This is a genomic window from Microcoleus sp. T2B6 (assembly GCF_036700475.1).
Classification (GTDB): domain Bacteria; phylum Cyanobacteriota; class Cyanobacteriia; order Cyanobacteriales; family Microcoleaceae; genus Microcoleus.
The window spans coordinates 33,032-54,627 of sequence record NZ_JAUBOZ010000025.1 but is presented as its reverse complement, the minus strand read 5'-3'; the positions used below and the strand labels follow the sequence as shown (position 1 = coordinate 54,627).

23 protein-coding genes are annotated in these 21,596 nt (G+C 45.7%); 8 read left to right on the top strand and 15 right to left on the bottom strand.

The annotated features are described in order from the left end of the window. Positions 1 to 94: 94 nt before the first annotated feature. From cysE to QUA00_RS13835, 4 genes are all read left to right on the top strand, one after another. Positions 95 to 826: a serine O-acetyltransferase gene (cysE, locus tag QUA00_RS13850; protein WP_445252004.1), complete on the top strand. Its 732-nt coding sequence runs from the start codon at positions 95 to 97 to the stop codon at positions 824 to 826. An 87-nt stretch (positions 827 to 913) separates the two neighbouring features. Continuing rightward, on the top strand, positions 914 to 1,498 hold the full coding sequence (locus QUA00_RS13845; protein WP_333409982.1) for a Crp/Fnr family transcriptional regulator: 585 nt from the start codon (positions 914 to 916) through the stop codon (positions 1,496 to 1,498). A gap of 247 nt (positions 1,499 to 1,745) precedes the next feature. After that, positions 1,746 to 2,702 (top strand): sulfurtransferase, encoded by a 957-nt coding sequence (locus tag QUA00_RS13840; RefSeq protein WP_333143092.1) that lies wholly within the window; start codon positions 1,746 to 1,748, stop codon positions 2,700 to 2,702. 224 nt (positions 2,703 to 2,926) lie between these two features. Then, positions 2,927 to 4,195: a YeeE/YedE family protein gene (locus QUA00_RS13835; protein WP_333143091.1), complete on the top strand. Its 1,269-nt coding sequence runs from the start codon at positions 2,927 to 2,929 to the stop codon at positions 4,193 to 4,195. A 147-nt stretch (positions 4,196 to 4,342) separates the two neighbouring features. On the opposite strand, the gene QUA00_RS13830 is transcribed toward QUA00_RS13835, so the two are convergent. Further along, on the bottom strand, positions 4,343 to 4,624 hold the full coding sequence (locus tag QUA00_RS13830; protein ID WP_333409981.1) for a hypothetical protein: 282 nt from the start codon (positions 4,622 to 4,624) through the stop codon (positions 4,343 to 4,345). An 880-nt stretch (positions 4,625 to 5,504) separates the two neighbouring features. Further along, entirely contained in the window at positions 5,505 to 5,738 is a 234-nt protein-coding gene (locus QUA00_RS13825; RefSeq protein WP_333307953.1) for a hypothetical protein, read from the bottom strand. 110 nt (positions 5,739 to 5,848) lie between these two features. On the opposite strand from QUA00_RS13825, the gene QUA00_RS13820 reads away from it, so the two are divergent. Both QUA00_RS13820 and cysK read left to right on the top strand, forming a co-directional pair. Continuing rightward, complete coding sequence (locus QUA00_RS13820; RefSeq protein ID WP_333284842.1) at positions 5,849 to 6,286, top strand: Rrf2 family transcriptional regulator; 438 nt, start codon at positions 5,849 to 5,851, stop codon at positions 6,284 to 6,286. Between the two features lie 18 nt (positions 6,287 to 6,304). Further along, positions 6,305 to 7,285, top strand: a complete 981-nt coding sequence (gene cysK / locus QUA00_RS13815; protein ID WP_333409980.1) for a cysteine synthase A — start codon at positions 6,305 to 6,307, stop codon at positions 7,283 to 7,285. A gap of 230 nt (positions 7,286 to 7,515) precedes the next feature. On the opposite strand, the gene QUA00_RS13810 is transcribed toward cysK, so the two are convergent. The 9 genes from QUA00_RS13810 to QUA00_RS13770 form a co-directional block, all read right to left on the bottom strand. Then, positions 7,516 to 8,310, bottom strand: coding sequence for a sulfite exporter TauE/SafE family protein (locus QUA00_RS13810; protein ID WP_333409979.1), 795 nt, complete (start codon positions 8,308 to 8,310; stop codon positions 7,516 to 7,518). A 304-nt stretch (positions 8,311 to 8,614) separates the two neighbouring features. Further along, positions 8,615 to 9,118, bottom strand: coding sequence for a hypothetical protein (locus QUA00_RS13805; RefSeq protein ID WP_333409978.1), 504 nt, complete (start codon positions 9,116 to 9,118; stop codon positions 8,615 to 8,617). A gap of 170 nt (positions 9,119 to 9,288) precedes the next feature. Continuing rightward, complete coding sequence (locus tag QUA00_RS13800; protein WP_333146427.1) at positions 9,289 to 9,525, bottom strand: hypothetical protein; 237 nt, start codon at positions 9,523 to 9,525, stop codon at positions 9,289 to 9,291. A 19-nt stretch (positions 9,526 to 9,544) separates the two neighbouring features. Then, a complete protein-coding gene (locus tag QUA00_RS13795; RefSeq protein WP_333409977.1) occupies positions 9,545 to 9,946 on the bottom strand; it encodes a DUF202 domain-containing protein in 402 nt (133 codons plus the stop codon). Positions 9,947 to 10,146: 200 nt separating this feature from the next. Continuing rightward, positions 10,147 to 10,569, bottom strand: coding sequence for a DUF202 domain-containing protein (locus QUA00_RS13790; protein ID WP_333284850.1), 423 nt, complete (start codon positions 10,567 to 10,569; stop codon positions 10,147 to 10,149). 146 nt (positions 10,570 to 10,715) lie between these two features. Next, a complete protein-coding gene (locus QUA00_RS13785) occupies positions 10,716 to 11,381 on the bottom strand; it encodes a hypothetical protein (RefSeq protein ID WP_333409976.1) in 666 nt (221 codons plus the stop codon). A 548-nt stretch (positions 11,382 to 11,929) separates the two neighbouring features. Then, positions 11,930 to 12,580 carry a cadmium resistance transporter gene (locus tag QUA00_RS13780; protein ID WP_333409975.1) on the bottom strand — a complete coding sequence of 217 codons (651 nt, stop codon included), beginning with the start codon at positions 12,578 to 12,580 and terminating at the stop codon, positions 11,930 to 11,932. A 20-nt stretch (positions 12,581 to 12,600) separates the two neighbouring features. Further along, positions 12,601 to 13,305: a cadmium resistance transporter gene (locus QUA00_RS13775; RefSeq protein WP_333409974.1), complete on the bottom strand. Its 705-nt coding sequence runs from the start codon at positions 13,303 to 13,305 to the stop codon at positions 12,601 to 12,603. 211 nt (positions 13,306 to 13,516) lie between these two features. Next, positions 13,517 to 15,019 (bottom strand): APC family permease, encoded by a 1,503-nt coding sequence (locus QUA00_RS13770; RefSeq protein ID WP_333409973.1) that lies wholly within the window; start codon positions 15,017 to 15,019, stop codon positions 13,517 to 13,519. A 391-nt stretch (positions 15,020 to 15,410) separates the two neighbouring features. Between QUA00_RS13770 and QUA00_RS13765 the strand changes: the two genes are divergently transcribed. After that, positions 15,411 to 16,325: a LysR family transcriptional regulator gene (locus QUA00_RS13765; RefSeq protein WP_333409972.1), complete on the top strand. Its 915-nt coding sequence runs from the start codon at positions 15,411 to 15,413 to the stop codon at positions 16,323 to 16,325. A 536-nt stretch (positions 16,326 to 16,861) separates the two neighbouring features. On the opposite strand, the gene QUA00_RS13760 is transcribed toward QUA00_RS13765, so the two are convergent. After that, on the bottom strand, positions 16,862 to 17,707 hold the full coding sequence (locus QUA00_RS13760) for a prohibitin family protein (protein WP_333146409.1): 846 nt from the start codon (positions 17,705 to 17,707) through the stop codon (positions 16,862 to 16,864). 53 nt (positions 17,708 to 17,760) lie between these two features. Continuing rightward, positions 17,761 to 18,966 carry an EAL domain-containing response regulator gene (locus tag QUA00_RS13755; protein WP_333409971.1) on the bottom strand — a complete coding sequence of 402 codons (1,206 nt, stop codon included), beginning with the start codon at positions 18,964 to 18,966 and terminating at the stop codon, positions 17,761 to 17,763. A gap of 421 nt (positions 18,967 to 19,387) precedes the next feature. Between QUA00_RS13755 and QUA00_RS13750 the strand changes: the two genes are divergently transcribed. Beyond that, positions 19,388 to 19,903, top strand: coding sequence for a heme-binding protein (locus QUA00_RS13750; protein WP_333102701.1), 516 nt, complete (start codon positions 19,388 to 19,390; stop codon positions 19,901 to 19,903). On the opposite strand, the gene QUA00_RS13745 is transcribed toward QUA00_RS13750, so the two are convergent. After that, complete coding sequence (locus QUA00_RS13745; protein WP_006631723.1) at positions 19,890 to 20,306, bottom strand: secondary thiamine-phosphate synthase enzyme YjbQ; 417 nt, start codon at positions 20,304 to 20,306, stop codon at positions 19,890 to 19,892. The genes QUA00_RS13750 and QUA00_RS13745 overlap by 14 nt on opposite strands. Before the next feature lie 110 nt (positions 20,307 to 20,416). After that, the gene (locus QUA00_RS13740) at positions 20,417 to 21,517 is read right to left on the bottom strand and encodes a glycosyl transferase (RefSeq protein WP_333409970.1); all 1,101 of its coding nucleotides are present in this window, start codon (positions 21,515 to 21,517) and stop codon (positions 20,417 to 20,419) included. Between the last annotated feature and the right edge of the window lie 79 nt (positions 21,518 to 21,596).

Below are 21,596 nucleotides of genomic sequence, written 5' to 3'. Positions count from 1 at the left end.
TTATAAGTAAGAATGCCACAACCAATACTGCTTTATGCAGCTTAAACCGTCGGCACTGCCGATACTGTATAACCGAAACACGGCGGGACTAAATATGTTCAGTGACTTGCAAATTATTTACGAACGTGACCCCGCGGCGCGCAACTGGCTGGAAGTATTATTTTGCTATCCCGGACTGCAAGCACTTTTTTTGCACCGGATAGCACACTGGCTTTATTCCGCTGGCCTGCCGTTTGTACCGCGCTTGATTTCCCAACTGAGTCGCTTTTTAACAGGTATTGAGATCCACCCAGGAGCGACAATTGGTAGGGGGGTGTTTATCGACCACGGCATGGGGGTGGTAATTGGCGAAACTGCGATCGTTGGAGATTATGCTGTAATTTATCAAGGAGCGACCATTGGCGGCACGGGTAAAGAAATAGGAAAACGGCATCCGACGCTGGGAGAAAATGTAATCGTGGGAGCCGGTGCTAAAGTTTTAGGCAATATTCAAATTGGCAATAATGTTCGGATTGGTGCGGGTTCGGTAGTGCTGCGGGATGTCCCTAGCGATTGCACAGTTGTGGGAATTCCCGGCCGCATCATCTCTCGGAAAAAGCAGGTGGAAGATGCTCAAAATTCTCAAGGTCTACCGGATTTGGAAGCTCAAGCGATTCGAGCTTTGTTCGATAGAATTAAGGATTTAGAAGAGCAAGTTAATTTCTTAAAATCTCAATTATCTCCGATCAAAACACATCAATCAGAGCAAGCAGAGGTCGAAAAACATGAATTATTTCAGTCTTCGGATTTATTCATTACACAGTTTTTAGACGGTGCAGGAATCTAGTAAAGCTTTAATTTATCTAGAGTTTGGCCAGCCACACTATCCTGCTGCCATTGGACAAGCTAACTTTTATTCTTTCAGTAACTGGCTATGACTATTGCTTCTCTTTCCACTAAAACTTTTGATGAAACGAGCCGCCATATATTTCCTCGCCGCTCGCACTTGCCCAACAGAAGCAATGCTCTGTGGCGGATTGAAACTGGAGTAGTGCGAACTGTAACGTGGCTTGAAGATGGCACAATTATTACCTTGGGATTGTGGGGGCCTGGTGATACGATCGGCAAACCAATCTCAAAATGCGATCCTTTTCAAATTGAATGCCTTACTAAAGTCGAGGCAATTTTACTATCGGGCGATCGCTGGCTAAATAGAGATATTTTGCTCAATCACATTCAGCAGGCTGAAGAGTTTATGGTAATGCGAGGTTACAAAAGAGTTGATTTTATGCTCTATCAACTATTAACCTGGCTGGCTAAGAGGTTTGGTTCTGAGGTAGAGCAAGGACATCTAATCGATATGATTTTAACCCATCAGGACATTGCAGAAATTATCGGTACAAGTCGCGTAACTGTCACTCGTACCCTCGGTCATTTTGAGCAGCAAGGCTTGATCGATCGTCTGCCGCTCCACCGGATTATTCTGCAACCTTCTGAGGTGTGGCACTACGAAATCTAAGGGTAGAATCAATGTCTCGCACGCGCGTGCGAAGCTATCCCGGAGGGAATCGCCCCAAAATTCCTGTATCCTTCGCTACTAAAAAAAACTATTGACTTTCTGAGACTGTCTGTGCAACAATCAACAGCTATACCTATAATATACGGTAAATCGATCGAGTTTAAGATGATTGCTAGAGAGCGATCGGCTCTCTAGCAGCGAGGAGCTTTTTGTGCTTTTCGACAGAGACAATGCAAGAGGAAAGAAAATGAAAACTAAATGGCTGAAAGCTCGATTCAAAAGAAACAAAATAGGGGCATTAATTGCCGTCCTAGCGGTGCTGGCGATCGCAATTCCTCTGTTCCCATTTTTCCCAACCCAAGCAGCGGAATCAAAAACTAAAATTCAATTCGTTTCCCCCGCGTGGGTTGCCCAAAACGCCAGCGACAAAAACCTGCGAATTCTCGATGTCCGCACCAATCCAATGGACTACTTTATCGGGCATCTTCCCAACGCAGTCAACATCGCCGACAACACCTTGCGCGGGCCGGACAGCGGTTTGCCAGTACAGTATCTAACGCCGGATAAACTGGGGCAATTACTATCGCGGGCAGGAGTAACAGACAACAGCCGCGTCGCAGTTTATTCCGACGGCAGAGACATTCTCGGCGCGACAATGGTTGCTTACGTATTGGAGCGATTGGGACACTCGGACATAGCAGTTATCGACGGAGGTTATGCGGGTTACAAAGCAGCTCAAACTGTGACGAAAGAGTTTCCCAAATACGCGGCAGGTACACTGACTGTGCGAGACAACAAATCAATTCGTGTCACCCTGGATGAAGTCAAAAATTTAATTGGCAAAGCAGGCGTCACATTCATCGATCCCAGACCGGAAAAACTATTTCAAGGGGAAGAAAAAATCTGGACGCGCAACGGACACATTCCCGGCGCTCGCAACATTCCCTGGCCGACTTTTACCGATGCTGAAAACCCGCACAAGTTGAAGTCTCTCGACGAAATCAAGCAGATTTTGGCAGCTAAAAAGATCGATCGCAACAGCGACATCATCGTTACTTGCAGTACGGGGCGGGAAGCAACGCTGCAATATGTAGTTTTGAAACACTTGCTGAACTATCCGAAAGTCAGAATCTACGAAGGTTCTTGGACTGAATACAGTCAGACTAATTTACCTGTAGAAACTGGTCCGGAACAAGCAGTGTAGAAAACAAATCTGTAGTTAACAGCAATTTTGGCTAAAAATTGACCGAAGAGGTAGAATGAAAACAGTAATTATCTCGATATCAATGCTCGGAATAATCAGCTCGATTGGCTTTGGTTTATCAACAATAGCTGAGCACCGACAAGCAGATAATTCCGTTGCTTGCACTCCTAGCGAACAACCCGAGGAAAAATCGGAGACTTCCCCGCGAAAAACTTAGCGCTAAAATGGAGGCTCTGCCTCGCTTTACAGTTGTTTCTGGAGTCAAGTATTTTATTGTGAATAACACCGCAGAAATTGCTTTTTCACCGCTGACAAAAACTTCGCCGCCCCGATCGCAGCGTCCGATTTTAGCTCTGATACTGACGCTATTTGCTGCTGGTGCGGCCGGTTTGAGCGCCTACGGCTGGCGGCAGAGCGTTTTATTTCTGATTGGAGGCTTGCTGGGCGCGAGTTTGTATCATGCAAGTTTTGGCTTTGCTTCTGCTTACCGCAAATTATTTGCCGATCGCGATATTACAGGTGTTTTAGCGCACTTGTTGATGTTAGGAATTGCTACTGTACTTTTTGCTCCCGTACTTGCATCAGGAGAGGCATTCGGACACAAAATAGCCGGGGCTGTTGCGCCTGTGGGCTGGCAAAATGCGATCGGCGCTTTTATATTCGGAATTGGAATGCAATTGGGCAGCGGCTGCGCTTGCGGCACGCTTTGGACAATTGGCGGCGGCAGCGCGTCAATGCTATTAACGCTGCTGACTTTTTGCATCGGTTCTTTTGCAGGAAGTTTGACCAGACACCTGTGGCATTTGCCCTCGCTGCCACCGATATCTTTAGGAAAAACTTTGGGATGGATGCCCGCAGTCATCTTGCAGCTAAGCGTATTTCTGTTAATTGCGATCGCCCTCTGGCAGTGGAATCGCACCAACGGCAAGCAACCCGTAACTGCAGATTCTCTCCTCAAAAATCCCCAATCCCACATCAAAAATCGATGGCTTTACGGCCCTTGGCCTCTGGCTGCCGGAGCTTTTGCCCTTGCCTTTCTCAACTGGGTAAAACTGTTAATTGACGGCCGGCCTTGGGGAGTGACTTGGGGGTTTACTTTGTGGGCGGCAGAACTTGCTACCGCTTTCGGTTGGAATCCCACAACTAACCCGTTTTGGAATACTCCAGACAAATTGGAATCCCTGCAAAAAGGCATCTTTGCTGATGTTACTTCCGTGATGAATTTTGGCATTGTTTTGGGTGCAATTTTAGCAGCGGCCTTGGCTGGCAAGTTCGCCGTCAAAACAAACCTGTCGTTACCCAAAGTTGCAGCCGTTTTGAGCGGCGGTTTCCTGATGGGTTACGGAGCGTTGCTGGCTTTTGGCTGCAATGTCGGCGCTTTTTTTAGCGGTATTGCTTCTACCAGTTTGCACGGTTGGCTGTGGATTGCGACTGCTTTGTTGGGCAGCGTTGCGGGAATTAAATTGCGATCGCTCTTGCGACTTGAGAATTAATTTCCAGCATTCATGGGCGATCGACCTCTGTAGGGACAAAGGCAAAGCCTTTGTCCCTACCCGCAGGTCGCGTTTTCCCGCCAAGCGCGCCTAAAACAACAAACTACTGTTTATCTGTAGACATTAAGTATTTAATAGTTTAATGTATTAGATTAAGTAGAGAGAGGTGGCGATCGCACCCAAAGATAGAGGGAGCATCTCATATTTGTAAAAATACTTCTTCTGGCTCCTTCCTTCTTCTGGCTCCTTCCTTCTTCTTCTTTCCTTCTGCCTCTTTCCTTCTGCCTCCTGCCTCCTGCCTCCTGCCTCAAAACTCCAATTTCTAGCGGAGGGCTGCAAAGGTGAGATGCTCCCAAGATAGATCGCCAAACTGCTAGCAAAACAGTCTCTCAATCTTGCCACTGTTGCCATTAATAAGAATTGCCACATCAGCGAAATCTTATAGATTATCCGGGCAAATCTCATCAGGCTGCATTTGCCCTATATCACAATACGGTTCAGTTAACACTGCTAATCCCCCGGAGATCCCCCTAAATCCCCCTTAAGAAGGGGGACGCAAGAGCAACCTCTTGTCCCCCCCTTCTTAAGGGGGGCTAGGGGGGATCAGTCTTATCTGATAAGAAGGGGGACGCAAGAGCAACCTCTTGTCCCCCCTTTCTTAAGGGGGGCTAGGGGGGGATCGGTCTTATCTGATAAGAAGGGGGACGCAAGAGCAACCTCTTGTCCCCCCCTTTTTAAGGGGGGCTAGGGGGGATCGGTCTTATCTGATAAGAAGGGGGACGCAAGAGCAACCTCTTGTCCCCCCCTTCTTAAGGGGGGCTAGGGGGGATCAGTCTTATCTGAACCGTATTGCCCTATATCAAGCGCATTAAACTTAATTATGCGCTCAATCGACCTGAGAAAAACAAGAGGAACTAACAAGCATCAATGCGGAATCATCATCTCGCAGATATTGTCTTGCAGCCATTTAAGAAAAAAACAGGTTTGCCAGTATTTTCTCTTAAATCAGCCGCTCTGTTAAAATCGTGCCTGTTCAAAGGTGACGGTGCAATCTTCGATCAAATTCAGAATGGTCTGGGCAACAGATAATTTGTATCGAATTTGCGTTAATTAAATTTAATCATCGACTCGTCAATAAGTTCAAAAGCAAGGGCAACAATCGCACTTGTTTTTTTCTTTGTGTTGATTTCTGTCTTCTCACTGCCAACAGATGCGATATCTCGCACCTGTTGACTACCCTTAAGAAGGTGAGTATGAAGAAACTTAACGATGACACAGTATATATCCGCCTACCTACTTAGCCCTTACTTTAAGGCGGCGGTATTGCCTGTAAAATACTCGCTCCCTGCAACATTTGAGACTCTCCTGCTCTACCCGCTTCGGGGTATTCCCAAGACGGTGCAAAGGGCCGAACCAAGAAGGGGCAAGCTTTCCACCCACCCTGTACCCCCACGCCGAGCATCAGGCAGTTTCCGCCCCTGTGCCCGTGCTGCTCGTAATACCGACAGTGCCGACAGCTTAAACCTAAATTTACGTTGCTCACGGGGTTTCTCCAACCGTTTTTGTAATAAAGATATATTAACACCTGTACACCTACCGGAATTGTGTACTATGATATAATGTACAATTTAAACTCGATCGCCAGTGGGGAATGTGGAACTATCTTCTAGAGTACAATATGCCCTGTTAGCGCTCTTGGAATTGGCGAGCCACTACCCCAAGGATTCGCCCCTAACAGTAAGCGAACTTACTGCTTCTGGTGAGATACCCGAACGCTATCTAGACCAAATTCTTGCCGTGCTGCGGCGTGCAAGTATTGTCCAGAGTCTGCGGGGTGCCAAAGGCGGTTATTTGCTCGCGAAAGAGCCTTGGCAGATTACTTTGCTAGAGGTGTTTTCGACACTCGAAGGATCCGGCAGTGGCCCGACCCAAAAAGTTTCGGAATCTGTAACAATAGAAAAAACTGCGGTGCTAGAAATCTGGCAGGAAGCTCAACAGGCATCTTGGTCTGTTTTGGGGAAATACACATTACAAGATTTGTGCGAACAGCGGGATGTTCGCAAACAAGCACATCCCATGTACTACATTTAAAGGGAGAGAAATTAAGCCATGAGAATTGCTAAGGATGTTACAGGAATAATTGGTAGAACTCCTTTAGTTCAGCTCAATAAAATTCCCCAAGCCGAAGGAGTAGTTGCTCGAATTGTGGCAAAATTGGAAGGGATGAATCCGGCTGCTTCGGTGAAAGATCGGATTGCGGCAAGCATGATTCAGGCGGCAGAAGATGCGGGGTTAATTCAACCGGGAAAAACTATTTTAGTTGAACCGACTTCAGGCAATACTGGAATAGCTTTGGCAATGATTGCGGCGGCGAAAGGCTACAGTCTGATTTTAACGATGCCGGATACGATGAGCACGGAACGCCGATCGATGCTGAAAGCTTACGGAGCTCAGTTGGAATTAACTCCGGGACATGAAGGGATGTTAAGCGCGATCGCCCGTGCGGAAGAAATTGTAGAAGAAACGCCCGATGCTTTCATGCTGCAACAGTTTCGCAACCCCGCTAATCCAAAAATTCATCGGGAGACAACGGCCGAGGAAATTTGGGAAGATACAGAGGGTAAAGTAGATTTTTTAGTTGCTGGAGTTGGCACCGGCGGTACGATTACTGGAGTTGCTGAAGTAATTAAACCGCGAAAGTCTAGTTTTAGGGTAATTGCAGTTGAACCAGCCAGCAGCCCTGTACTTTCTGGAGGCAAATCTGGTGCTCACAAAATTCAAGGGATTGGTGCAGGATTCATCCCGGAAGTGTTGAAACCAGAGTTAATTGATGAAACAATTGCAGTTAGCGACGCAGATGCGATCGCCTACAGCCGCCGACTAGCCAGAGAAGAAGGATTATTGTCAGGAATCTCAGCAGGCGCTGCTTTGTTTGCTGCAATTGAAGTCGGCAAGCGTCCCGAAAATGCAGGAAAATTGATAGTTTTTGTGCAGCCTTCTTATGGCGAACGCTACCTCAGTACAGCCTTGTTCAAAGATTTAGAATTACCGACTGTCAGCGAACTCGAAGCATTAGTCAGCAAGTATTAAATTGTAGGTTGGGCGATCGCCCCTCCTGCGGCATTGATATCAGCTTAACCCGAAAGACCGCCAGGGAATTAATTCCCTGGCTCAAAGCGAAAGTCCTCGCTATGAGGACTCATGAGTTAATAGTCCTCATAGCGAGGACTTCAGCTTTGAGGCAGGGGTTTAAACCCCTGCCGGACTGCAGCGAAAGCGCATATTTGTTGACAGCAATACTCCTGACCTTACCCTACGTTTCAGACTTGATACAACTTCCAACTAGCCATCGCCAACATTCCGTAAATAACAAACTTTAGCGGGCGTTGAGGCATAATTTGGCATAATTTAGCACCTACTAAAACTCCCGGCACCGAACCCAACCAAATGGGCAAAACTAAACTCCAGTCTACCGTTCCGAGGCTGAGGTGTCCCAGAGATGTAAACATCAACAAAATTGCCGCCTGCGAAATATCTGTACCCACCAATTTAGAAGTATCCAGGCGGAAAAAAGCAATCAGCAACAGTGCAAACATCGCACCGGAAGACACGCTAGTGATTCCCACTATGCAGCCTAAAATTGCTGCCGCACTCACTGTACAAATACGGCCATAATTAGTATTTAAGTCCCATTTAGCGGGGGAAGGCAATTTAAAACTAGGGAAAAATGTTTTGACCACTAATTTGGTCAGCGATAAAGCGACAATTAGTGCGATCCCTACTCCGAGACAGCGCAGCAATATGCTGTCTAAGTCCTGACTTCCGCTGGATTTGATGCAGTGTAAAATCCACACGCCAGTCAGCGAACCGGGCACGCTGCCCAAAGCCAGCCACTTAACTATTTGCAAGTCGAGGGTCTTTTGCTGCCAGTGTTTGAAGCCGCCAACAACTTTCATCAGTGTGGCAGCTACGACATCCGAACTAATAGCAATTGATGCTGGAATTTGGAAAACAAAAATTAACATTGGGGTGATGAGCGACGCTCCGCCAACTCCGGTCAAACCAACGATAATGCCCACGAAAAAGCTGAGAAACGATAGTAATAAGTAGTTCACGGTTATGCCCAAAAACTGTGTATTTAAGCGCTGCCAACCAACAAATAGATAACTTGGGTGGCTAGAACAACACAGCTACACAGGCTAAATATCGCTTGCATTTCAATATGCGTTGCCAGGAATTTTGCTTTTAAACGCTTGAGATTTCTCGCGTCTTAAGCTACAAAAATCTTGGTTAAAGTAAGTAAATGCAAATCAACAAAACTACAAAAAATGTAGTGTAAAAGCTCCCTGATTTTCTTATAGGTACCTGTGTAACTGATGAAAAACCCTGGATTTATTTATGGGGTTTATATTCGGCTTTCTACCTTGAAGTGACGAGCGTCACAGGTAAAGCATAGCTGAGGTTAACCGAGTCCTTGCCGGAAAAGAAATCGGGAGTTTCGAGAACATTAAAATGAATCAATGCCACAATGACAACAGTGAAGGCGGTTGATGATACTAAACCCGTCAATAACTCTTTTTTGAGGTTTTTTTCCTTGGGTTTGTCGGCAAAAACATCTAAAGTTCCTAGCTGCATCAACAGAATTCCCACAATATTGGAAAGCCAGTAGCCGACAATTGTGCAAGGAAACAGTAAATCTGGGGAAAGCCAGCTACAGATATACCCAAAGGCGTAGGCAATTGGCAGATTGAAAAATATGTCGTTCCACCAACACAGGGGTGATAGCAAATATCCAATTGCCAGAAGCAACCCGCCTCTGATCTTTTTAAACCAGACTTCGTTAAAGCCCTTAGCTTCGGGCAACTGTTGGCTTAGTTGTCCTGCAAGCTGGTACTCTTCAATGACTTTTTTAGCGTTTTCCACGTTAATAGCTCATTACTCGATCGACTTACCGTAGTTTAACAGCACAAATCAGTTATGTCTAGTAAGTCAATCTAGTTACCGTATTTTGTGGAATCGGCTAAATATACTTTGTTTGCGGTACTAAAATATCTATCCGAGAGAGGTTGTTGAGAATGCTGGCTGGTGATAATTTAGGCGCCGATCGACAAATTGAAAGTTTCCGGCAAATGCTTGACTGTTTGCCAAAGATATGCGGTGTCGATTCCCCAGTAAAATTGCAGGTAAACGAGCAAAAGCCCGATCGCGACTGTCACGCCCAGCAATTTCGGGACTATTTTCGCGACTGTCTCAAGCACTACGAATGCTGCCCAGATAGCAGCAGCTAAGATGAGAATGGAAGCGATCGTGGCAACTGTATCGCTGTTCATGATTAACTCCTGTTGACAATCAATCGGGTATTACAAAACTACTTGGGCTCAGGGCGGTTGCCAAAATTGAATAAATTACTCCAATCCCCAATAAGCCCACAGCGGAACTGAAAAATAAAACCATGCCGTCTGGGGGATTGTAGGTATCGTGGTCAATTTGGTGGCGAACAGTGAAGTAGTGCTTAGTTGAGATTAAGACTGTCACCCAACCTATTAGAGAGAAAATTAAACCCAACTTCCACCCCATCGCCTGACGGTAATGTACGGGCATTTGCACCACGCGAAGTCGGATGATGACGACGCCAAAACCCATGAGTGCGATCGCAGCCCGCATCCATGCTAAGAAGGTGCGCTCATTTGCCGATCGATCGATCGCCCGCGACAGATTTTGCAGGTTTGGTTTCTCATCATCTACTTGCATCGGTGGGAGCTCACATCTTGCACCATTCTCGATAAGCCTTTTTTGGGCGGGCAGGATGCCCAACCCCCTACTCCCCACAAGAAAATGCACTTTTTGTGGAACAGGCCGGAAAGCCTGTTCTTGACAATGGTGCAACATCTCAGTTGGAACGATAATTGCACGCGATCGAACTCTTTAATATTCATATTAAACCGCCACCATTATTCAGGTGCCATCAAACCAAATGAGCTAGAAGGAACGGTGAACATATAATAAATTACCCCAGCCCCTAGGAGGGCGATCGCGAGGCTGAAAAGAATTACCCAGCGATCGGTAGGTTCATAAGTATCGTAATCGATATCGTGACGGACGCCAAAGTAGTGCTTAGTTGAGAATAACACCGTCAGCAAACCCACTGCTGAAAAAAGCAAACCCAACTTCCAGCCATTGCCGGGAGTTGGGAGTAGAGGGGGATGAAAGGTGCGAAGGCGCACGATAACTACGCCAAAACCCATCAGCGATATTGCTGTCCGCATCCATGCTAAATAAGTGCGCTCGTTTGCCAAGTGATCCCGCACCCGCGACGGATTTGGTCGCTTAATTTTTTCTGTATTTACTTTTGTGGATTTCCAATTTAATAGCATAGATAAACCTTTTAATTTTAACGGGAAATGAGAAGGTAAACCGATATATTTGCGCTGGGATGATTATCCGCCGGGGATTGCTCCCCGGCGGGATTTTGCGTTGCAACGGGCTTTAAACAGCCGATCGCATTACAACTTCACCAAAACTAATCATTTTCCTCAGTAGGTGCGTTGGGAACTTGCGTATCTATGTAAGCCTGAGTCACATCAGGAACAAACCAATTCGCATCCCCAGGCTGGAAAACCTTAGCAGTAGGAACGTTGAATTCTACAGCCCCCGTATCGGGATTAGCTCTGGCTACAACTTGAGTTCCGTCAACTATCTTAACAGCTAGACCGCCCGTCAATTCTTCTGAAGGTTGATCGGTCGTTCTTAAATCGGTTGCTTTGACATCGCTGGCTAGATAAATTCCATCGCAATCCCATTTATGTTCAGTTGTTTGGCCGTCAGCTAGAAAATAAAGGGCATTCTCGTAAGAAGACTCCGCTGCTTTTTTGCGTTTCGGGCCGTAGACAGCCAGGGTTTTTCCTGTCTCGTTGCGGCACTGACCCCAAGGTTTTCCCGTTTCTAAAGTGTATTTTTGAAACTCCAATTGAGAGATTTTTTTCTGGAGTTCTTCAGGGGTATAATTCTGGGCGATATTGGGTGCGTCTTTCGCTGCCTTGAGAGTGTTCAGAGCTTGAGTCACCTCTATGTAGTCGGGATTGCTTGCATATTTCGGCGTTTTTGGAGCGTCGGCCCAGGATGGGGGAACAAATAGTAAATTGGCGGCCATTACCAAGAGCACTAAAACAAATTTGAAGATTTTCACAATTTTTCTCCTTTTCTCGATTGTCAGGTTTTTTCCAACTTTCTTTTTGCTTGCTATTTTAGGACTTAGGCAAAAACGATATCTCTTTAACTGGTTTGCCTGAAAAACCAAATTTTGCCGAAGCGAAAAATCTGTTTTTTTAGCATTATACCTATTGTCAAAGTCGCTCGGCGTGGGGTAGTGGCGAAGCGAGCGGGCGAGCGTTTAGGGATTAATCCTCAATTTTTTAGCTCGGTTTGATTCACCACTACAGGATTTCTTGAGACAAGAGGTATATTGTTGCCTAAGTCTGGCAATTGGCTAGCTCAAAAGATGGTTTCAAGTTTCGTGACTACTTGAGGCTAAATTAGTTTGAAGCTGGTTTTAGCTTGGTCACTCACTTCATTATTAACTTAGCATATTTGTTGATAAATTTCAAGCGATTTAGCGCAACTTTTTAGCAAACAATTGTTAAGGGAAAAGTGATGAGTTAGGACTTATGACTTATGGCAAATTATCTACCTATAGAGGGATGAAACTAGCGGAACCTTGGCTGATTATTAGTTAGATTAAAATGGCGGGATCAGCCGATAACTACCACTTTCAATCAGGATGAATATTCCCAAACCAATCAATACAAAAGGGACAGCAGCCTTGGTATAGCGAGTCAAAATATGGGCGATCGCCCTTTGGCGAGTTAACCGGTAAGCGACATAAGACCAAACACCTACCATCACCGAGAAAACCGCCAAAATCACCAGCAAGCTCGGCAAATCGCTGCTAGCAAACAGCGGCAAGTAAATACCGATGTTGTCACCCCCGTTAGCCACTGTTACCGCAGCCACATTCAAAGTTTGGGGGTTGAAAAGATTTACTAGCTTTGACACAGGTGAATTAGATTTCCGGTTAAATTCGCCCGATACTGCTTGTACTTCATCTTCATCATTTTCTCTCTTGACCAAGTGACTGATGCCGATCGCGATCGGAACCAAACCCAGCAAACCAATCCAAGCTTTCGGCACAATTAACCCACCAAAAAAACCGGGCAAACTAGCAGCGATGAGTGCTGCAAATCCGAGGTACTTACCGACAAAGATATGCCGGGGGCGGAAAGTATCATTTACTTGGGCGAAGAACAGCATCGAAAGCACCATATCGTCGATATTGGTTGCGGCAAAAGATGTAATCCCGGCAATAATCGCTGCTGCAATCCAATTCATGTGCTGTCCCTGCAATTTTTCTAAACTTCAGTTCCGCTGGCGTTACTTCTGCTCATCGTTATCAAACAGAAACCGCAACCCACTAAAGATATTATACTTAAAGTTGGGCTTGCCAGAGTGCCGCTTTTAACCAGAATCGCCATTCCCAATCCGATTAAAACAAAAGGCACAAGCTGATTGCCGTAGCGAGTCAAAGTATCTGCGATCGCCCGCATCTGAATTAACCGATAAGCAGCGTAGCACCAAACGCCCACCATCGCGAAGAATACGCCGAGAATCACCGCCAAACTTTCTAAAGTATTGCTAGCAAAAAGCGGCACATATATCCCGATATTGTCGCCGCCATTGGCCACCGTCACCGCTGCTACGCTGTAAGTTTGAGGAGACAGAAAACTGCTAAAAAAAGATTTCTCAGATTGCTCTAATTCTGCCTCAACTTCCGAATCGTCAGTTTCGGAATTCAGCAAGCGGCTAAGCCCGATCGCAATTGGCAGCAAACCCAGCATTCCGATCCAATCTGGGGGAAAGATTAAGCGGCCAAAAAACCCCGGAAGGCTAACAAAAACCAGTGCAGTAAAGCCCAGAAACTGACCGAACACGATATGCCTGCGCCGAAATACTGCATTCACCTGCGAAAAAAACAGCAGCAGAATCAGAATATCGTCCAGATTCGTAGCCGTAAAAGCTGTCATTCCCGTCGAAATAGCTGTTAGTAATTCATTCATTTCTGTGTCTCCTCAGATTTTTTATTTGGTTGTACTCGCTGGGATCGTATCTTCGGAACGGGCAAGATGCCCGTTCCACAAAAATTAAATTTTATTGTGGGTTCTTGATTCTAGCCCGCCATTGAAATGCTGATTGACAATGCTGCAATATCTCAGTAAAAACCCAGTTGCTAAAAACTATTAGTCCTGACTGTGAACTGGTAACTGTTAATCAAAAACGATCACTGTCAAAGGGAACTGCTTTCAATCGAACACCACCGTAAATTGCATTTTCTTCCTCGAATCTGGCATGAATTGCGTCAATACCCTGCTCCATCGAACCCACAAGTCCCGGAGAACGCAGCCGTTGCCAGAAAAACCATCCGCAAGTAGCCACCAAGTACATCAAGAACAAGTAAGGAAAGGCATTGTAAGGAGCTTCTGGAGGTGGGAACATAGTGCTGCCTGGAATGCCCACGCTGCCCGCAATCGGAATCATCATAAATGCGATCGCCGCCACCGAGAACACCACATCCCGCACGCGCAATTTACCAATTTTGTGCAGGTACATCGGTGCGGCGATCGAAATTAAGACGTACACGGTTAAAAATCCGTAGCTGCAAATTGCCCCCAAATAACCCATACAATCGAACAGTTTGATGTTAAACATAGACATCACAGCAGGCACCAAAAATGTCATAAATGTACACATCGTTACTGCAACGTGGGGAGTTCTATTAGACGAATGCGCTACACCTAATGAAGAGTGAAACAAACCGTGCCGCGCCATCATAAAAAACACTCTCGCGGCTGGATTGATGCTGCCGAGCACGCAAGCAAAAAAGCTAAATAAAGCGCCGAAAGCCACTAACTCTCCCAGCCAACCCATGCCCACTTGTTGCGCCAGAAAAGTCAGAGGTTCTTCACTATTAGTAATAGAAACTCCTGTACCGCTAAAACCCAAAACCTCAATATAGGTCATCAAAATGAAGAATAAGCCTGCCATGACAGCACTGCCCATGACAGCCCTGGGGATATTTTTTAAGGGTTTTTTCGCTTCGTCGCCCAGAGATGTAGCGCTTTCAAAACCAGAGAAACCAAACATGACTAATACAAGTCCCGTCGCTATATTGCCGGGAGTTACGCCTTCCAAAGTTAATTGCGACATATCCAGGGCAAAACCTTTGTGCGCCCAGATGATCATTCCCAAGATAAAAATCGCTGCCACTGATGCCCCCTCCAGCCACAGCATCGCCATAGCTGAGAGTTGGATATCTTTATAACCTGCATACCAAGCAACGCCGGCCCCGATCGCTAACAGCGTAATCGGTGACGGATGGATGCCTAAATGACCGATGAAAGTACCAGTAAAGTTGGCAAAACCACACAAAACGGCCATCGCAGTAAATAGATAAGCCAGTACCAAACTCCAGCCGCAAATTACGCCGGCAGTCGGGCCTAGTCCTTTAACAATATAAGAATAAAGAGAACCGGCAGAAGCCGATCGACTTGCAAATTGGTTGATATTGATGCTGACAAATACTAGGCCTATCAAGCCGATGAGAAAGCTCAGCCAAGCCCCGTTACCCGAAAGAGCGACGATTAACCCTATATTAGATGCTGGTATCGTTGTAGGTGCAATGACGGCAAAGGATTGAGCTAAAACCTCTCCAAACGAGAGGCAGTCCGGCTTTAAGCCGTGGGGACTGTGATTTTTTGGCGTTTTCTTAGTCATTTATCTTCTCTCTTGTTGCCGATCGACTTTTGGCGATCGGCTTAAACTTGTCGGTGCTGCTTCAGCATCGGGCCCTGCGTTAGAAGCTTAAGTATCACCTTAAGGCTCTTGACAGGTAGAATCAAATGGTATTTTTTATCGAATTAATAAATACAAGTGATGCAATGCTGCAGCCAAAGAACTGTTGGAAGACGACACCTATCTGTCGCCACCAGCCCAAACCCTTGATATTAAAAGGAAAATTTAAATAGCGGCTGGCAACCGTCCTTTTTTGGTAATTCCAACCTGTACCAGAGACTCGATCGAAAAGTTCACGTCAAAGCTTAGCCGCAAGAGATTTTAATCTCAAAAAATAACTGTATTTAGTAAAGGAACCCTCAGCATGGCCGGAATGACGCTTGACCAACTGCGAGTTTTTCTAGCTGTCGCGGAACATCTGCACTTCAGCCGCGCAGCGGAGGAACTTTACATCACCCAACCCGCTGTCAGTGCGACAATCCAAAGCTTAGAGGCGCAATACGGAGTAAAACTATTCCACCGCATCGGCCGCCGCATCGAAATCACAGATGCTGGGAAGTTGCTGCAAGTTGAAACGCAGAAAATTCTAGACCAAGTTGCTTTGACAGAGAGAGGTTTGCGGGAGTTGAACGACTTGCAGCGAGGCGAATTAAACTTGGGTTGCAGTCTGACCATTGGCAATTATTGGTTGCCTGATAAACTTAGCAAGTTCAAACAAAAATATCCTGGTATTTGCGTGAATTGTACTCTGGCAAATGCCGAAGAAATTTGTGCGGGGACGGCGACGGGAACATTTGATTTGGGTTTAGTGACGGGAGATATTAAAGCTTCACTTAAGAGCACTCTGGAGGAAGAAGTTGTAGGCAGCGAACGCTTGCTGATTGTAGTTGGCAAATCTCACCCTTGGTTTGAACGTGCAGAGGTGAGTTTAACGGAAATTGCGAAAACGGATTGGGTGATGCGAGAAGCTGGTTCTGGAGTTCAGCAAATGTTGGAACAAGCTTTGCAAAGTTGGGGCATTAATCCCCAGGAATTGAATGTAACTTTAGTTTTGAACAGCAGTGAAATGGTAAAAGCAGTGGTGGAAAGCGGCACAGGTGCAGCGGCTATTCCTGAATTGATGGTAAAAAAAGAATTGCAGCTATCTACACTGCGAGCAATAAAAATTTCAGCTAGCGAACCGAGTTCAAATGTATCTTTTGAAATAATTAAACCTGTTTTGAAACTGAAACACCGACAGCGCTTTCAAACGGGAATTGCTAAAGCCTTTGAACAGATATTAACTTAAGGTGCTGGTAATATCATGTCTGATCGATCGCCCATAATACATAAGCCAGGGCGGGTTTGTGAGATTGTCCGTTAGGGGCAAATATTATTGGTGAACCCGCCCCTACAAGAATCATGGTAATCGACCGGACATGATATAATTGGTAATTCAGGACTTATACCAATTTAATGTGAAGTTGCACATATCTCGATCCCCCTCGCATACCCCCTACTCCCCCTGGTTGTTGGGGAGTAGGGGTTGACTTTGAGAAGAATCTTGTCCCCCCCTTAGTAGGGGCGGTGCGACCCCTACTCCCCGTGCCCGCCCTCTTGGCTAGGGGGGATCGGATTCTATGCAACCTCATAAAAAATTGGTATTACGCACCAATACTCAAGAAACCGGGTTTTTTACCGACATAAAAAGCTAAATTCCCTGTATTTTTGTACGGGACTTGTGCACCGATAGTCAGAAACCGGGTTTTTTTCCGAAAATCCTTCGTTGTAGGTCACAGATTAGGTAAAAAACCCGGTTTCTTTGGGCTGATGCGTCCAGGGCTGTTATCTCTCAACCAATTTCCTCAAGTCCAATAAATTTTTCCCCCCATCACCAACAATCAGCGGCAATTTCCCATCCCATTTTTCTATAGCCTGCCTTTCCAAAAGTTCGGGAGTCAAATTGTCCCGCAGCAACCTTTGCACTTCGGCTTCTCCCTTGGCTAAATTCACCTTAGCCTCGGCCTGTTTTACTGCCTTCAGCGCTAAAAACTCCCCTCTTTTTGCCTCCTGTTCGGCAATTTGTTTCGCCTCCACCGCCTCGCTAAACCGCTCAGAAAAGTGAACGTGTACTAAAGAAATATCGTCTACTGCAATGTGATATGTAACCAGCCTCAAGGTCAAAGAATCATCAACTGCGGCTTTAACTTCTCCCCGTTTAGTAATTATTTCTTCAGCCGTGTATTTGGCCATAACTGCTTTTAATACTTCTTCAACTGCCGGATCGATAATGCGAGCCACGACTTCTTTTTCGTCACCTATTTGTTGAAAAATAGCATTTGCTTCTTCTGGGATAATGTGCCAATTGAGCGCTACATCCGTGAAAACATCTTGCAAATCTTTTGAGGAAGCTTCAGCGGAACTTTCCTGTTTTTGTACCCTGACGCTCAACTTTTTTACAGTATAAACTGTGGGAACTATTACGTGAATTCCTTCTCCTAGTACCTGTTCTTGCACTTTGCCAAACTGCATCAGCACGCCCCGTTCTCCAGCGTTGACTATGATAAAAAATTTGGACAAAATAGCTAGAAATACTATTACTATAGCTAGTTGAACAGCTAGGTAAAACTCTTTATTTTTTTTATTGCTGGATTTGAGTGAGTCAACGTTACTGCTGGATTCTAAAACCATATTCCACCCCGATCGCACTTAATTCAATGACCAATATTGATTTAACCAATCTTCTATTTTCCTGCCATCAACAACTGTTCAAAATCCGCTGCCGCCAAAGGAGGACTGAACAAATATCCTTGCATTATATCGCACTTATAGCGCCAGAGAAAATCTTTTTCGGCTTCTGTTTCAACTCCTTCGGCAATTACCTCAAGACAGAGACTGTGCGCCATTTCAATAATAGCTTTGACAATCGCTGCATTTGTGCAACCATCGGTGATATTGCTGATAAAACAGCGGTCTATTTTTAAAGTATCGAAGGGGTATTGCGTCAGATAGCTTAAAGAAGAATACCCAGTTCCGAAATCGTCAAGAGATATACAAACTCCCAAATTTTTCAAATGTTGCAAAGTCGCGATCGCACTTTCCGCATCTTCTACCATCAAACTTTCTGTCAGCTCTAATTCTAAACTGCTCGCTTGCAAACCAGTCTCTGCTAAAATTTGGGCAACTCTGGTGCTGAGATCCGGTTGGTGAAATTGGCGTGGCGACAGATTCACCGCTACCCGCAGCCCCGAAAAACCAGCATTTTCCCAAACTTGCATTTGCCTGCAAGCTGTCTGCAAAACCCACTCCCCTAACTGTACAATGAAGCCAGTTGCTTCGGCATGGGGAATAAATTCTGCGGGCGAAATCAGCCCTTTTTCTGGATGCAGCCAGCGCACTAAAGCTTCGGCGCTGATAATTTTACCCGTGTGGACATTGACCTGCGGCTGATAATAAACTTGGAATTCTTCTCGTTCCAGTGCGTCGCACAAACTTGTTTTTATCCGCTCTAATTTGTCGGCGGCATCTTGGATCAATTCGCTGCTTTGCGATCGCAAAGTATTGTACTGTTCGGCGACAGCTTCTTGTTTTTTCAAGCGGCTCGATATCGCCCCCACAAGCTCAGCTTTACTAAAAGGTTTAGTCAGGTAATCATCGGCGCCCAATTCCATACCTTGCCGCATTTCAGAGCGATCGGCTTTACCGGTGAGAAAAACAAAAGGTACTGTAGCAGTAACAGGATTAGATCGCAAGGCCACCAGCACCCCATACCCGTCAAGTTCTGGCATCATCACGTCGCAAATAATCACGTCGGGAACATTTGACACCGCCGCATATAAACCTTGCGATCCATTTTCTGCACCCGTCACGTCGAAACCTTCAGCTTTAAGAAGTTTGAGAATATTCTCGCGAATTACTTGCTCGTCCTCAATCACTAGAATCTTTTTCATACGTCATTCCCTGAAAGCGGTATAATTGATAGGCGTTACTGAACGCGATCAGCGTCCCAATAACTGAGAACGCACAGCTCGATCGACCAAACAGCGGAATATTTTCCGACACAAATAGCAAACACCTGAAAAACGCTAATTTTTCAAGCACAACTAGATTAATGTTTCTGTGCTTACTCAGTGCCGTCCGTATTATTACGAGGTTAATTGATAATCTCTCAACTAATTCTAGGCGATCGACAGTTAGCAGCGCCTTAAATAACTGCTAAACTAATTGTGCCGCCTGAACGATTGTCTGCAAACAATCTCAGCCTATTTATAGCAGTTGCCAAAAACCATGCAACTGTAAGCAAGTTCCAAACCCTTGCAGAGTCAGTCTTTCCCCCTTCTTGAATGTAAAATCTCAACTTTTAAATCTCAAATGGTATTACCTACTGGATTCCCTGAACCCGCACAGATTGGGGTGATAGAAGTTAAGCAATATCCTCAGTACCGCGCTGTCACCTACACCCACGCGGGCGATTTGCGACAAGCAACTGGCATCGCCTTCAATCCCTTATTTCAACACATCAGCAACAACCAAATTGCGATGACAACACCAGTAGAAGCGCGCTACACGGAAACTTCCGGGCAAATCGATGCAGTTCCCCAAGCAGAAGTTTCGTTCCTCTATCCCGCACCAAATATCGCCCCCAGTAGCGTTAACTCCGCTGTAGAAATCACGGATACTTCGCCGATGACGGTTGTCAGCATCGGCGTGCGCGGGGCCTACACTTGGGAAAGCTACGAAAATAACCTCCAGAAACTTAAAGATTGGCTTCAAGAACATCCCGAATATGAAATAGTCGGGCCGCCGCGTCGCTTTTTTTACAATTCCCCGATGACGCCGGAAGCAACTAAAATCAGCGAGGTACAAATTCCGATCAAGTGCCGCTGACGTGAACAACTAATTCGCGAATGTGACCCCGCTGGCGGTGTTCCCACAGGTAAATTCCCTGCCAAGTTCCTAACAGCAACCTGCCGCGATCGATCGGGATTTGTTCAGAAGTATGAGTCAGCGCCGTGCGAATGTGCGCCGGCATATCGTCTGGGCCTTCGGCATCGTGAATGTAGCGATCGTCCTCCGGTACCAGTTTAGCCAAAAAGTTAGCCAAATCCTTAAGTACATCCGGGTCAGCATTTTCTTGAATCACCAAACTAGCAGAAGTGTGACGCAAAAACAAGCTACAAAGTCCTGTTTTAATACCTGAATTCGCCACCGCATCTTCTATCTTAGGAGTGATTTTGGACAGAGATTTCCCGGTAGTTTGAATCTTGAGTATCTGTTGATAGTGATTCATTCGATTGTAGATTGTAGATTTTAGATTTTAGATTTTGGATGAGACTGATGCCAAACTCTTCTGTTGGCGGAGGTAGACTTTGTTTGTATAAGATCGATTTCTAATCGCACTTATGAAAAATAGTCTACAACAGCTTGGGCGATATCCTCCGTACCATTTTTATCCAATTTATCCGACAAACAGGGCGGATGCAGCGGTTGTCGCAAAAACTCCCAATCCCCCTCAAAAAACTCCGTCGCCGTCAAAATTTGATGTTCCGCATAATTTTGAATCCCTTCCAGCAACACCGCAGCTTCTGCAAAACCTTCTCTCCTTATAGAAACAACAGGTATTTCCAAACGCAAAGCTTCCGCAAAAGTGCTGTATCCCGGTTTAGAAACTAAGCGCCCGCAGACAGGCATAATATCAACCGGACGCGGTAAAATCGGGAAAGATTGTGCAAACTCCTGATTTTTGACTTTAATCAAATTCGGCAAATCGGGAGATCCAGCATCAAAAGTAATAAATTGCCAGTCGCTAAATTGCTGTAAATTTTGATAAGGAATTTCCTCTAAACCCAATCCGCCGAAAGTCAGCAATACAGTTTTTTCCAGCGGTGTTTCGATGCCGAATACTTCCCGAATTTTTTCGTTAGTGTAGCGAGGATTACCGCCAGTCAAGCCCACATCTTGAATATTTGGGAAAGCTGGCATCGGTTCGTGCAAAGGAAGACGAAAAAGTCGATCGCACATTCCGAAACATTCACCAATCCAATCTGCCATTTCTACAAATTCCCCGCCCCAATCGCGATAGATAAAATCCCACCCAAAATTGCTCATCATCCAGCAGGGAACCCCAGCCGCTGCCGCCATTCGCGTTGCCAAAGGAGGAATATCTGCCAGCACCAAACCCACCCGATTTTGCTTGATAAAAGTAACTTCGCTGGCGATTAGGGAATTTTGCTTTTTCCGAATTTCCCGCAATTTTTCCAGCGTCGCATCTTTATCCATATTCAAACTGTCAGCTTGCACGACTCCGACATCAAAAGCGCGGGGACGGTGGATAAAGTCGCCCGTAATATAAGATTCTAGCAGCCAGCGAGGTGCTGTTGTTGTGATAATTAGTAAGATATCTGGATTTAATTCTTGAATTTTTGCAGCTACGGAGGAGACTCGGACAGCGTGCCCGAATCCGTGATTTGTGATGGCAATATATAATGTTGGTCGAGACATTGATAATAGGGAATTAGGAATTGGGAATTGGGAATTGGGCATCGGGCATCGGGCATCGGGCATCGGGAATTGGAGGTAG

Coding starts and splice junctions, on each gene's coding strand:
- QUA00_RS13770 (WP_333409973.1), bottom strand. CDS start 15,019: ATGACTAAGAAAACGCCAAAAAATCACAGTCCCCACGGCTTAAAGCCG.
- QUA00_RS13745 (WP_006631723.1), bottom strand. CDS start 20,306: ATGAATCACTATCAACAGATACTCAAGATTCAAACTACCGGGAAATCT.
- QUA00_RS13830 (WP_333409981.1), bottom strand. CDS start 4,624: ATGTGGCAATTCTTATTAATGGCAACAGTGGCAAGATTGAGAGACTGT.
- QUA00_RS13790 (WP_333284850.1), bottom strand. CDS start 10,569: ATGCTATTAAATTGGAAATCCACAAAAGTAAATACAGAAAAAATTAAG.
- QUA00_RS13780 (WP_333409975.1), bottom strand. CDS start 12,580: ATGAATTGGATTGCAGCAGCGATTATTGCCGGGATTACATCTTTTGCC.
- cysE (WP_445252004.1), top strand. CDS start 95: ATGTTCAGTGACTTGCAAATTATTTACGAACGTGACCCCGCGGCGCGC.
- QUA00_RS13750 (WP_333102701.1), top strand. CDS start 19,388: ATGGTATTACCTACTGGATTCCCTGAACCCGCACAGATTGGGGTGATA.
- QUA00_RS13760 (WP_333146409.1), bottom strand. CDS start 17,707: ATGGTTTTAGAATCCAGCAGTAACGTTGACTCACTCAAATCCAGCAAT.
- QUA00_RS13840 (WP_333143092.1), top strand. CDS start 1,746: ATGAAAACTAAATGGCTGAAAGCTCGATTCAAAAGAAACAAAATAGGG.
- QUA00_RS13795 (WP_333409977.1), bottom strand. CDS start 9,946: ATGCAAGTAGATGATGAGAAACCAAACCTGCAAAATCTGTCGCGGGCG.
- cysK (WP_333409980.1), top strand. CDS start 6,305: ATGAGAATTGCTAAGGATGTTACAGGAATAATTGGTAGAACTCCTTTA.
- QUA00_RS13835 (WP_333143091.1), top strand. CDS start 2,927: ATGGAGGCTCTGCCTCGCTTTACAGTTGTTTCTGGAGTCAAGTATTTT.
- QUA00_RS13845 (WP_333409982.1), top strand. CDS start 914: ATGACTATTGCTTCTCTTTCCACTAAAACTTTTGATGAAACGAGCCGC.
- QUA00_RS13740 (WP_333409970.1), bottom strand. CDS start 21,517: ATGTCTCGACCAACATTATATATTGCCATCACAAATCACGGATTCGGG.
- QUA00_RS13755 (WP_333409971.1), bottom strand. CDS start 18,966: ATGAAAAAGATTCTAGTGATTGAGGACGAGCAAGTAATTCGCGAGAAT.
- QUA00_RS13800 (WP_333146427.1), bottom strand. CDS start 9,525: ATGAACAGCGATACAGTTGCCACGATCGCTTCCATTCTCATCTTAGCT.
- QUA00_RS13765 (WP_333409972.1), top strand. CDS start 15,411: ATGACGCTTGACCAACTGCGAGTTTTTCTAGCTGTCGCGGAACATCTG.
- QUA00_RS13775 (WP_333409974.1), bottom strand. CDS start 13,305: ATGAATGAATTACTAACAGCTATTTCGACGGGAATGACAGCTTTTACG.